General features: G+C 43.6%; 12 protein-coding genes. All 12 read left to right on the top strand.

Annotated features, from left to right (window positions below):
* The first annotated feature begins 38 nt into the window (after positions 1–38).
* Positions 39–1,136 (top strand): stage V sporulation protein E, encoded by a 1,098-nt coding sequence (gene spoVE / locus PV403_RS13725; RefSeq protein ID WP_213530020.1) that lies wholly within the window; start codon positions 39–41, stop codon positions 1,134–1,136.
* Positions 1,137–1,144: 8 nt separating this feature from the next.
* Positions 1,145–2,254 (top strand): undecaprenyldiphospho-muramoylpentapeptide beta-N-acetylglucosaminyltransferase, encoded by a 1,110-nt coding sequence (gene murG, locus PV403_RS13720; RefSeq protein WP_332085039.1) that lies wholly within the window; start codon positions 1,145–1,147, stop codon positions 2,252–2,254.
* Positions 2,255–2,590: 336 nt separating this feature from the next.
* On the top strand, positions 2,591–3,862 hold the full coding sequence (gene murA / locus PV403_RS13715; protein WP_213530014.1) for a UDP-N-acetylglucosamine 1-carboxyvinyltransferase: 1,272 nt from the start codon (positions 2,591–2,593) through the stop codon (positions 3,860–3,862).
* A gap of 131 nt (positions 3,863–3,993) precedes the next feature.
* Positions 3,994–4,758: a cell division protein FtsQ/DivIB gene (locus PV403_RS13710; protein ID WP_332085038.1), complete on the top strand. Its 765-nt coding sequence runs from the start codon at positions 3,994–3,996 to the stop codon at positions 4,756–4,758.
* A gap of 357 nt (positions 4,759–5,115) precedes the next feature.
* Positions 5,116–6,387, top strand: a complete 1,272-nt coding sequence (gene ftsA, locus PV403_RS13705) for a cell division protein FtsA (RefSeq protein WP_213530010.1) — start codon at positions 5,116–5,118, stop codon at positions 6,385–6,387.
* 152 nt (positions 6,388–6,539) lie between these two features.
* Positions 6,540–7,670 carry a cell division protein FtsZ gene (ftsZ, locus tag PV403_RS13700; RefSeq protein ID WP_213530008.1) on the top strand — a complete coding sequence of 377 codons (1,131 nt, stop codon included), beginning with the start codon at positions 6,540–6,542 and terminating at the stop codon, positions 7,668–7,670.
* A gap of 208 nt (positions 7,671–7,878) precedes the next feature.
* Positions 7,879–8,847, top strand: a complete 969-nt coding sequence (gene spoIIGA / locus PV403_RS13695; protein ID WP_332085149.1) for a sigma-E processing peptidase SpoIIGA — start codon at positions 7,879–7,881, stop codon at positions 8,845–8,847.
* A gap of 12 nt (positions 8,848–8,859) precedes the next feature.
* A complete protein-coding gene (gene sigE, locus PV403_RS13690; RefSeq protein WP_160034229.1) occupies positions 8,860–9,582 on the top strand; it encodes an RNA polymerase sporulation sigma factor SigE in 723 nt (240 codons plus the stop codon).
* Positions 9,583–9,684: 102 nt separating this feature from the next.
* Positions 9,685–10,467, top strand: a complete 783-nt coding sequence (sigG, locus tag PV403_RS13685; protein WP_160034231.1) for an RNA polymerase sporulation sigma factor SigG — start codon at positions 9,685–9,687, stop codon at positions 10,465–10,467.
* Between the two features lie 216 nt (positions 10,468–10,683).
* Positions 10,684–11,028 carry a YlmC/YmxH family sporulation protein gene (locus tag PV403_RS13680; RefSeq protein ID WP_213530006.1) on the top strand — a complete coding sequence of 115 codons (345 nt, stop codon included), beginning with the start codon at positions 10,684–10,686 and terminating at the stop codon, positions 11,026–11,028.
* Positions 11,029–11,134: 106 nt separating this feature from the next.
* Positions 11,135–12,040 (top strand): peptidoglycan editing factor PgeF, encoded by a 906-nt coding sequence (gene pgeF / locus PV403_RS13675; RefSeq protein WP_332085035.1) that lies wholly within the window; start codon positions 11,135–11,137, stop codon positions 12,038–12,040.
* A 5-nt stretch (positions 12,041–12,045) separates the two neighbouring features.
* Positions 12,046–12,735, top strand: coding sequence for a YggS family pyridoxal phosphate-dependent enzyme (locus tag PV403_RS13670; protein WP_332085034.1), 690 nt, complete (start codon positions 12,046–12,048; stop codon positions 12,733–12,735).
* Positions 12,736–12,739 lie beyond the last annotated feature (4 nt).

The raw sequence follows: 12,739 nt of genomic DNA, 5'->3' as shown, positions 1-12,739 counted from the left end.
GGATAAGCCCCTACTACATATGTAAGAGGTGGCCTCCAATGAAACAGACCCGTCCGGCGCCCGATTTTTGGCTGATCATCTGCATTGTATCTTTACTTGCCATCGGTCTTGTAATGGTATACAGTGCGGGTTCTGTCCTCGCTTTCCGTCAATACGGCGACTCTTTCTATTTTGTAAAGAGGCAGTTGTTATTTGCGGGGCTGGGGCTAGCTGCCATGTTTTTCACTGCAAATGTGGATTATCGGATTTGGCGCAATTATGCAAAGTATATCCTTATTTTTTGTTTTATCTTGCTTATTATCGTATTGATTCCTGGCGTCGGCGTTGTTCGCGGCGGAGCGAGAAGTTGGCTCGGAATCAGTTCGTTCGGTATTCAGCCCTCCGAGTTTATGAAGCTCGGGATGATCTTATTTCTGGCCAAATGGCTCAGTAAAGACCCGGCTGCAATTAAAAATTTCACATCGGGATTATTGCCGCCGCTTGCTTTAATGGGAACCGCATTTGGTCTTATTATGCTTCAGCCAGACCTTGGGACCGGCACGGTAATGATGGGAGCTTCTATGCTGATTATTTTTACGGCGGGGGCAAGAATGAAACATTTGCTGTTGCTTGGTTTGGGTGGTTTAGTGGGTTTTGCGGGCCTTATCGCAGCAGCACCTTATCGTCTAAAGCGGATCACCGCTTTTCTTGATCCTTGGTCAGATCCGCTGGGCTCCGGTTATCAAATTCTCCAATCCCTATACGCGATCGGTCCGGGGGGCCTTGGAGGGCTGGGTCTTGGAATGAGCCGACAGAAATATAGTTATGTTCCGGAACCGCAAACAGACTTTATTTTTTCTATTCTAGCGGAAGAACTCGGGTTTATAGGCGGTCTCATCGTACTTATGCTCTTTTTGATGCTGGTATGGAGAGGGATGCGAGTTGCGATGACGATTCCGGATGCTTTTGGAAGTCTGCTTGGGGTAGGTATTGTGGGAATGGTTGCTGTTCAGGTAATCATTAATATTGGAGTTGTTATTGGGCTGATGCCTGTTACGGGGATTACGCTCCCGTTAATCAGTTATGGAGGTTCATCTCTGACGCTGATGCTTACAGCACTAGGAATTTTACTTAATTTATCACGTTATGCGAGGTGACGATATTCATGCGCGTTGTACTAACCGGCGGCGGAACAGGCGGACATATTTATCCGGCTGTTGCTGTCGCAAGACAATTAGAATCAGAAGATAAAACGGCGGAATTTTTATATATCGGAGGTAAAAAGGGGCTGGAAAGCAAACTTGTTCCACAAGAGAACATCCCTTTTAAATCGATTGAAATATCTGGTTTCAAAAGAAAGTTATCTTTTGATAATGTGAAAACGATCCTTCGTTTTCTTGAAGCAGTAAAGGAATCCAGAAAAATGCTGAAGGAATTTAAACCCGATGTAGTTGTGGGTACTGGCGGTTATGTATGCGGTCCTGTTGTGTATGCTGCAGCAAAACTAGGTATCCCAAGCATTATACATGAACAAAATGCGATTCCTGGACTCACCAACAAGTTTTTGAGTCGGTACGTCGATACGGTGGCTGTTAGCTTTGAAGGGGCTGAGCAAGCCTTCTCTTCCGCTAAGAACACCATATATACCGGCAATCCGCGAGCTACTACGGTACAACATGCGAACCCGGAGCGTGGATTTGCTTCGCTTGGTATTCCGAAGGGGAGTAAAGTAGTATTGATTGTAGGCGGCAGCAGAGGAGCTAAAGCGATCAATGATGCAATGATCCAAATGGCGGATCAGCTGAAGAACCTAGGCGAGGTCCATGTGGTATACGTAACAGGGGATGGCTATTATGAATCAACACTTCAGGCAATAAAGGAACGTTTAGGACATATTCCAAGTTATCTGCATGTTCTACCGTACGTGCACAACATGCCTGAGGTGCTGGCAGCTACCTCGTTAATCATTAACCGGGCCGGCGCTTCTTTTCTTGCGGAGATTACATCGCTTGGAATTCCTGCTATTCTCATTCCTTCACCGAATGTAACCAATAACCATCAAGAAGCGAATGCAAGAACGCTGGAAAAAGCGGGAGCAGCTCGGATGTTGCTTGAGAAGGACCTTACGGGTATTGCTTTATTCCAGAATATTGAAGATATTATGAAAGATGAGAAGATTCAGCGTTCTATGACGGAAGCTTCAAAGCGTCTGGGAAAACCGGATTCTGCCTCCTTATTAGTAGCTGAAATGAAACGTATTGCGACAAGAAAATAAATGGAATATAAAAGTCTCCATGCAACGTAAAACTGTCCCTAGGCGATTGTCACACACAAGGTACTCCTTACATAAGATACCTTATCAATTGTGACATTCACCTTTTGGACGAAGTAAATGTCCGGGTGTGTCATAAACAATACTATTATCCGCTGAACTGACTTGAGGGGAATTGCAAAGCAGCGCCTAGATCACGCTGATGCGCTTCCTGGAGAGAAACAGCAGAGGACGTTCTACCTTGTGGACGCTTCTCGATCAGGCAATGAAATGGACGGTATAAACCGGGTCGAAGCGATCAAGAACTAGGGTGAACGGGTAAACTCGGAGGTGATACACTTGGACAAATTGGTGATTGAAGGCGGGAAACCCCTATCAGGATCCATACGTATCCATGGAGCTAAAAATGCTGCTTTGCCTATCATGGCAGCAAGTTTACTTGCAGAAGGAAACACGCAGCTCCATAATGTACCTCATTTGCTCGACATTGAGGTGATGTTACACATTTTAGAACGGCTCGGATGTGGTGCAAAACATGACTTAGGAAAAGTAACCATCGACACATCCTTAGTCAGTTCTGCTAGAGTACCGGAAGACTTAATGAGCAAGATGCGCTCCTCCATTTTTTTAATGGGTCCTTTGCTTGCAAGATTTGGAGAGGTGTCCATCTATCAGCCTGGGGGATGTGCGATCGGAGAAAGAAAGATAGATCTGCATTTGAGGGGACTCGAGGCGCTGGGTGCGGTTATTGAGGAGAAAGATTCTCAAATTACCTGCCGTGCTAAAAAACTAATCGGTGCAGATGTACAACTTGATTTTCCAAGTGTCGGGGCCACGGAAAATATTATGATGGCTGCCGCGACAGCCAGAGGGACGACAACGATCACGAATGCAGCAAGAGAACCCGAGATTCAGGATCTTCAAAATTTCCTGAATGCAATGGGAGCGAACATTATCGGGGCGGGCACGAGTACCATTACGATTCACGGAGTCAATCATTTAACCTCTTGTACCTATGAGATTATACCGGACCGGATTGTGGCAGGTACAGTGCTGATTGCAGCTGCTGCAACAAGGGGAAATGTCACTCTTACTCACTGCAATCCTGCACATTTAAATTCTCTTATCCACGTGCTGAAGCGCGCCGGTGTTCAAACGAGTGTATGCAATGATATAATAAACGTAAGCTGTTTGGGGCGACCTAAAGCGGTTGATCGTATTGTTACTTCACCATACCCTTCGTTTCCTACAGATCTTCAATCACAGGTTATGGTGTTACTCAGTTTGGCAGATGGATTTAGTGTGATGAAGGAGACGGTCTTTGAAGCAAGATTTAAGCATGTTGATGAACTGAATGTAATGGGTGCTGATATTTCTGTCGATATGAACGCAGCTTTTATACGTGGTGTCCCACGGCTTTATGGGGCCACAGTAGAAGCAACCGATTTACGCGCCGGTGCTGCGCTTGTTATTGCAGGACTTGCCGCTCAAGGGAGAACCGTCGTTGAACAAGTGCATCATATTGATCGGGGTTATGATCGAATTGAGCAGTTGTTTCAATCACTTGGGGCTTCTGTGGAACGTCAGCCGGTGAGCTTTGTTGCACCGTAATTGTTATCCCCTTGGTCAGTGAGAATAACGATGCTTATATATATTCCAATCAGTATCATTTTAAGCACAAACTTGCCTTGAAAGTCCCCTCTTTTTGAGGGGACAATGAGGCTTTTATGGAGCGGAGATTTATGCCAAAAAATCAATTGCCCGCTCTCAAAAAAGAGAGCATGCCAAAACGTAAAACAAGCCGTAAATTAATCACGATCCTAATCCTTTTATTCATTGCTATACTTGCTGTTATATTTTTCAGATCGCCAGTTAGCAAAATTTCTCAGGTTCAGATTGATGGAAATGTGTTTACTACTAAAGATGAGATTCTAGCAAAGAGCGGTCTTAAAGTGGGTAATCCGTTTTTTAGTGATAATGGCAGTGATATAGAGAAGAAGTTGGAAGAAATTGCTTCTGTATCTGAGGCAACAGTGGACAAGCAGTTCCCAGGTACAATCGTAATTCACATTAAAGAATATGATCCAGTAGCTTACGAACTGGCTGCAGACGGACAGCTTCATGCTATTTTATCCAGTGGAGTGAGTGTTACGCTTCCTGATAGCGGAATGGCCGTAGAAAAACCGATCTTGACACATTGGGAGGATGGCAATCCGTTAAAAACAGAGTTGTCTGAGATCCTTAAGAACATACCGAATGAACTCACCACAGATATTTCTGAAATTATGCCATCGCCTACCCCGTCGTTTCCTGATCGAATTAAACTTTACACGAAATCACAGTTTGAAGTGATTACTACGGTTTCCTTGTTAGAAGATAAGGTAAGCTATTTGAATCAAGTGATTGAAACGGAGAAACCAGGGATCATCACCATGCTTGAAGCAGATTCCTATGAACCTTTTATTCCAGACACAGAGGAAGATGAGGAATTAGAGACAGCTGAATGATCTAAATTTATGCAATTATAATGGAAAACAATGGACGTGTGAAGATAGCACTTTCTGATCGTATGAAAAAATGTTACACTTTACACTATATGCATCTTGCTATCATTTCCTTCTTTTTTCTTTGAAATTTGACTAGAATCGTTTGTGACGGTTAAACTCGTGAACAAACTTAGAGACAATTAGGAGACATACCTTATATCAATTGAGTAAAGGCAGTTGATATGAGCTTCTTATCTCCATATGAAGGCACCCAAAAAATTTGTTGAAAAAAGAGGGAAAGCCTTAAACGTGTTGAATATGTAGAGAGTGTTTGTTTAAAAGAACGTATATTAATCGGAGTCAGGAGGTGCCACAGACTTGAGCAACAATGACATCATTGTTAGTTTGGACATCGGTACATCCAAAGTTCGGGCTATTATTGGGGAAATTAATAATGGAACCTTTAATATTATTGGAGTTGGATCTGCCGACTCAGAAGGAATTCGTAAAGGTGCAATTGTAGACATTGACCAGACTGTACAATCGATCCGCAACGCAGTAGATCACGCGGAACGTATGGTTGGTATTCAAATATCCGAAGTTTATGTCGGGATCTCTGGAAATCATATCGGGCTTATGACAAGCCACGGTGTTGTGGCAGTATCAAATGAGGACCGCGAGATCGGTGAAGAAGACATGGAACGGGTGTTGAAAGCAGCAGAAGTCATCGCGATCCCGCCGGAACGTGAGATCATAGATGTTGTGGCAAGGCAGTATGTAGTTGATGGTCTTGAAGGAATTCAGGATCCTCGCGGTATGATCGGTGTTCGTCTTGAAGTTGAAGCGACGATCATTACAGGGGCGAAGACTGCCATACATAACTTGTTGCGCTGCGTTGAGAAATCAGGACTGAAAGTGAAAGATCTGGTGCTCATGTCTCTTGGAGCGGGGCTATTGTCCTTATCCAAAGATGAAAAAGGAATGGGTTCTGTACTGGTTGATATCGGTGCAGGAATGACCACGATTGCCGTGTTTGAGGAAGGCTCCATGGTGGCAACTTCGACACTACCAATCGGTGGTGAGTTTGTTACTAACGATATTGCTTACGGACTGCGAACCTTGACAGAGCAAGCTGAGAAGGTCAAGCTTAAGTATGGCTGTGCTTGGCTTGATGATGCAGCTAGTGATGTAGTATTCAAAGTAACACGTATTGGCAGTAACGTGGATAAAGAATTTACTCAGGAAGATTTGGCAGCGATCATAGAACCTCGTGTGCAAGAAATCTTCCAATTAATTCATCAAGAAGTGAAGCGACTGGGTTATACAGAGCTACCTGGAGGTTATATACTAACAGGCGGTACTGTAGCGATGCCAGGTGTGTTACAGGTTGCTAGACATGAACTTGCTGCTTCAGTTAGAATCGCAGTGCCGGATTATATCGGTGTAAGGGATCCAGGCTATACGAGCGGTGTGGGGATTTTGCATAACGTCATTCGTGGTATCAAAGTAAGACCAGCGAATAATAATCCTGGTGGCGGAAGCAATAACAAAAAACCAACCAATCGAGTTAAGCCGAATCCGGCTCCGGAAGAAGAACAAAAACCGGGGTTTTTCGAACGCTTAAAAAATATGTTCAGTGAATTGATATAGCATGTCTGAATCCATTTCATAGATCCTTGAACGATTCGTTTTCGAGTGATCTTTACGAAATGGTATTGTTCGTCGATATATGAAATGGTCTGGATTCATTTTCGGAACGTGGACGAGCCATCCATGCACACATGAGGGGGAGATGGAAAAGTATGTTGGAATTTGATTTCGATATGGAGAGCTTGGCTCAGATAAAAGTAATAGGTGTCGGTGGCGGCGGAAGTAATGCTGTTAATCGAATGATTGAGAATGGTGTGCAAGGAGTCGAATTCATTACGGTGAATACGGATGCTCAAGCACTTCATTTAGCCCGCTCAGAACACAAACTTCAAATCGGTGATAAGCTCACAAGAGGACTTGGCGCTGGTGCTAATCCAGAAGTAGGTAAAAAGGCTGCAGAAGAGTCTCGTGATCTGATTGCGAATACCTTAAAAGGTGCGGACATGGTGTTCGTTACTGCTGGTATGGGCGGAGGTACAGGAACAGGTGCTGCTCCTGTTATCGCTGAGATCGCTAAAGAGTGCGGAGCGTTAACAGTTGGTGTGGTTACACGTCCATTTACATTCGAAGGACGTAAACGTTACAATCAAGCAGAGCACGGTATTGAAGCTCTCAAAGAAAAAGTAGATACACTGATTGTGATTCCAAATGATCGTTTGCTTGAGATTGTAGACAAAAAGACTCCAATGCTTGAAGCTTTCCGCGAAGCAGATAATGTTCTTCGCCAAGCAGTACAAGGTATCTCTGACTTGATCCAAGTTCCGGGTCTTATCAACCTTGACTTTGCCGATGTAAAAACCATTATGACAGAACGCGGTTCTGCACTTATGGGTATCGGTATGGCTACGGGAGAGAATCGGGCTGCAGAAGCTGCACGCAAAGCAATTATGAGTCCGCTTCTGGAGACTTCGATTGAAGGAGCTCGCGGTGTTATCATGAACATTACAGGTGGTTCTAACCTGTCCTTGTATGAGGTAAATGAAGCAGCCGAGATTGTTACTTCTGCTTCCGATCTGGAAGTGAATATGATCTTTGGTGCGATCATTGACGAGAACCTGAAAGAGGAAATCAAAGTTACGGTTATCGCGACAGGATTCGAGAGTAAGCCGGATCCTATCCCGCAGTCTACTCGCAAACCGGTTCAATCTACTGAACCGCAAGAGAGCCGTCCATCAAACAACAACCTGAAACCGTTCAGTAATGGGCCGGGTTCGGATCAACTTGATATTCCGACTTTCTTACGTAATCGCTCGAGAAATAATGGCAGCAATCATAACGAATAATCGTCTTTTTATGCATAACGAACTGCAGTCCAATGGACTGCTGGCAGACTGTAGACAAACTAGCCTAAAACTAGTTTGTCTACAGTTTTTTTTATTTTCTTTTTACGACAAAAATAGTACAAATCACTTCCCACGTTTAGACAGACTTTGAGATATCTTCTCCTTATACTGAATGTATTCATGATTTATGTAAGGCAGGTGAGAGGACCTGGTTGTATATATCGACTTGATTTTTCTAACGAACCTGCTTATTGACTGGGTGCTGCTGTTCCTTACCGCTTGGATGCAGAAGAAAAAGCCAAAATGGTGGAGAATGATCATTTCTTCGATCATCGGGGCTTTGTATGTAGTAATGATGTTTGTTCCGGAACTTACTTTTTTGTACACGTTCTTAATTAAATTCACATTATCCCTGTTTATGATCTGGACCGCATTTGGATTTCATAGTTTACAAGCATTTACAAAAACAATAGGGACGTTTTATGTAGTTAATTTTGTGGCAGCGGGCGGCGTGCTTGGCGTTCATTATATGCTGCAGAGTTCAGCTGATTTATTTAATGGTATTTTATTTACGACGACAGGCGGAGTCTCTTTTGAACTCCAGGTTGGCTTTTGGTTTGTATTTATTACTTTTTTTGCGGTTCTGCTTGTTTTTAAAGGAGTGCAGTCAAGCAAAAGAAAGACGGAACAGATGTCTGTTTTTTTCGGAGACATTATTGTTGAGATAGGAGGAGTGGAAGTAACTTGTACGGGGCTTGTGGATACAGGGAATCAGCTTACGGATCCACTCACACGGACACCGGTTACCGTGATGGAAGCTTCGTTGTGGGAATCCTATCTACCCCCTTCTTGGAAAGGAAGAATCTCAGAAGTTTCGGCAGACACGTTAATTATGGAGCTCGAAGAGGAGTTCATCTGGCAGGATCGTCTCAGGCTTATACCTTACCGGGGAATTAACAAAGGAACATCGTTTATGCTTGCACTTAAACCAGACTCGGTAAAAGTAATGATGAACGGGACTTGCTATACACCAAGACGTACCTTGATTGGACTCGATGGAGGGAAGTTATCCTCGGAAGGGAAGTATCAGGCCATCATTCACCCGGAATATGTGCAAGAACCTGCTGTAGTCAAAACAACGGCCGGTCAAACAGAAAAGCCGCTGAACGTGGTATAGGAGGAAGTGTACATGCTCGTCAAATGGAAACTTGCCGTACAGCTGCAATATTACAGATTTTTATTTTTGTTTGGGCTAAAAAGCGAAGAGATTTATTATATTGGTGGAAGTGAAGCACTGCCCCCGCCGCTGACAAGGGAAGAGGAAGAATTTTTACTGCAAAAATTGCAGACAGGCGACCCTGCGATCCGGGCGATGCTGATTGAAAGAAACATCCGGCTTGTCGTATACATTGCTCGCAAATTTGAGAATACCGGCATTAACATTGAAGATTTAATCTCTATTGGGGCAATTGGTCTAATCAAGGCAGTGAACACATTTGACCCAGAGAAAAAAATTAAGCTGGCGACCTATGCTTCCCGGTGTATTGAGAATGAAATATTGATGTACTTGCGGCGTAACAGTAAGATCCGGTCAGAAGTGTCTTTTGATGAGCCGCTGAATATCGACTGGGATGGAAATGAGCTGCTGCTTTCCGATGTACTGGGTACCGAGAATGATACGATTTACCGAAATATTGAAGAGCAGGTAGATCGGAAACTGTTGCACAAAGCATTAGACAAGCTGACAGATCGAGAGCGCATGATCATGGAACTAAGGTTCGGACTTCAAGACGGGGAAGAAAAAACACAAAAAGATGTTGCGGACATGCTGGGCATTTCCCAGTCTTATATTTCTCGGCTCGAAAAAAGAATCATTAAGCGGCTGCGTAAGGAATTCAATAAAATGGTGTAAAATCAAGTCTTGGTTATAACTGGTAAGGTTTTATTTTTGGAATAAAAACACCGCTCAGGGAGATAATGTACATTAATGTTTCTCCTTGGGAGGTAAATCACGATGACTCGTAATAAAGTCGAGATTTGTGGCGTGGATACCGCGAAACTGCCGGTCCTAACCAACGTAGAGATGCGTGAGTTATTTACAAATCTACAGCAAAATAATGAGCGCTCAGCTAGAGAGAAATTGGTGAATGGCAATCTGCGATTAGTACTCAGTGTCATTCAACGTTTCAATAACCGGGGAGAATTCGTTGACGATTTGTTTCAGGTCGGTTGTATTGGTTTGATGAAAGCCATCGATAACTTTGATTTGTCTCAAAATGTAAAATTCTCCACGTATGCCGTACCGATGATTATCGGTGAGATTCGCAGATACCTTCGTGATAACAATCCGATTCGTGTATCAAGATCTCTGAGAGACATCGCATACAAAGCACTGCAAGTCAGGGATGCACTAACCAATCTCAATTCGAGGGAACCTACTGTTTCCGAGATATCTGAGGTGCTGGGTGTGCCCAAAGAAGATGTCGTGTTTGCGCTAGATGCGATTCAAGATCCGGTATCCTTGTTCGAACCGATCTACCATGACGGTGGTGATCCGATCTATGTAATGGATCAGATCAGTGACGACAGGAATAAGGATGTGACCTGGATTGAAGAAATTGCTCTTAGAGAAGCGATGCTCAGGCTGGGTCAGCGGGAAAAAATGATATTGTCTATGCGCTTCTTTGAAGGAAAAACGCAAATGGAAGTAGCAGATGAGATCGGTATTTCTCAGGCTCAAGTGTCTCGTCTTGAAAAGTCAGCGATCCAGCAAATGCAGAAACATGTGAAGACGTAAGGTTGTTGCAGTACAAGGAAAATGCAATGTATTTAGTTAAATTGCATACTGAACTAAATTCCTAAACCTTTATTTTTGCCTTAGGCAGAAATAAAGGTTTTATCTTTTTTTACAAGAGTTTTTAAAGCTTGTTGCAACGATCTTAAAAATATGTACATTTTGGGCGAATGAATCATATAGTAAATTATAAGCACATAAAGCGGGATGTGATAAGGGATGAGTTCAGGAGATTTAACGGTAAGAGCGATGAAAATTTCGGATTTTCAAACCAAAGACGTGATCAACATTATCGATGGAAAAAGGCTTGGCCAGATTAGTGATCTGGAACTTGACCTTAGGAATGGGCGAATTGATGCGATTGTTGTCCCGAGTTACAGCCGGTTTATGGGGTTATTCGGCGGTGGAGCAGACCTAATCATTCCATGGCGTAATATTGTCAAAATCGGATCAGATGTGGTGCTTGTTAAGATGGATGAGATCAAGGAGCATCCGGGCGATGGAGAGCAGCCAAGCTCAGAACGATGGGAACGAAGCCGGGAGGAGCAGCGGCGCGGGTTTTGAAAAAAGAGTGGAAAAAGGTGGAGTCTTTCCTCTAAGCGAAGGTGGATGAGCAATTTAGCTGTATTTTTGTTACACTGTAAAAAAAGATGAGGTGAATTTTACTTTCATGGAACCGTTTGTATTCAAAAAGACAACATCCTCAGATTCTCCCAGCTTGAATCATTCTGCTGCTGGGAGCCCGGGATTGTTTGAAATAGAACCTTGGAAAAGCTATGAGGCAGATATAGGACTCAAAGTTGGTTATACAAGCCGCTTGGGCGGAGTAGGGAAAGCGCCTTACAGCAGTTTGAATTGTGCTTTTCATGTGGGGGATGATCCGCAGGATGTTATCGAGAACCGAACGCGGATCGCTAAAGAAATCGGTATGAAGCCAGAATCATGGACTTGCGGAGAACAAGTGCATAAGAATGAGGTTGCGATTGTAACCGAGCGAGATAAAGGCAGAGGTTTTCTAGATCGCGAATCGGCTTTTCAGGAAACGGACGGACTACTTACTAACGTAAGAGGTATTCTGTTAACTTCCTTTTATGCCGATTGTGTACCTTTGTATTTCTTCGATCCGGTGAAAGAAGTTGTTGGACTTGCTCATGCGGGCTGGAAAGGCACCGTTGCCGGGATTGCGGAGCGAATGATTACACGAATGGAAGAGGATTATGGGTGTAATCGTCATGACATTAGAACCGCAATTGGCCCGTCTATAGGGAGCTGCTGTTATGAGGTAGACGACTATGTGATGAATAAGGTGAAGGTTTGGTATGAGGTTTCAGAGGGTAATGACAAACATAAAGGTTGTACTTATGAAGCTTGCCATAAACCGATTTCAGATGGAAAAAGTATGCTTGACTTGAAAGAAGTGAATCGACACATTATGATAAAAGCAGGAATATTGCCGGAACATATCGAAATTACTTCATGGTGTACAAGCTGCCATCCTGAATTGTTCTTCAGTTATCGTAAGGAAAACGGGATTACGGGTCGTATGGCAAGCTGGATCGGATTGGAAGAGAGGTGACCTCCTTGCAACTGGAGGAGAGAATTCAGCATGTTGATGAGCGTATAACGGCCGCATGCAAAAGAAGCGGACGAAATAGAGAAGAGGTCGGTGTAATTGCCGTTACAAAATATGTATCGACTGCGATGACCAGTAAAGTGCTGGATCACGGACTTATACATATTGGTGAGAACCGCTGGCAAAACGCTGAAGACAAATGGAATGCACTGCACGATAGAGGTATATGGCATTTCATAGGACATTTGCAGACCAATAAGGTTAAAGATGTTATTGGCAAATTCGCATACATTCATTCACTTGATCGTCTTTCTCTTGCAAAAGAGATTGAGAAAAAGGCAGGTCAGAGTGATCTGCAAGTAGAGTGCATGCTTCAGGTGAATATATCTGGAGAAGAATCAAAATATGGTCTTGAGCCGGAAGAAGTCGTACCTTTACTCAAGCAAATTCGTGAATTTCCTCATGTTCATATTACCGGATTAATGACAATGGCTCCTTTTGAGGAAGATGCAGAACGTACTCGCCCTGTATTTCGCGGACTTCGTGAACTAAGGGATGATTTGAACAGACAAGCTTTAACGAATCAGCCGCTGACCCATTTGTCGATGGGAATGTCGAATGATTATGAAGTTGCTGTTGAAGAAGGGGCTACCTGGGTAAGGCTGGGAAGTGTTCTTGTAGGAAAAGAGGAGGACTAAGGAG

It is taken from the genome of Paenibacillus sp. GYB006 (assembly GCF_036577645.1).
In the GTDB taxonomy this organism is placed as follows: Bacteria; Bacillota; Bacilli; order Paenibacillales; family Paenibacillaceae; genus Paenibacillus.
Note: the sequence above shows the minus strand (reverse complement) of the source record. Positions and strands in the feature narration are given on the sequence as shown.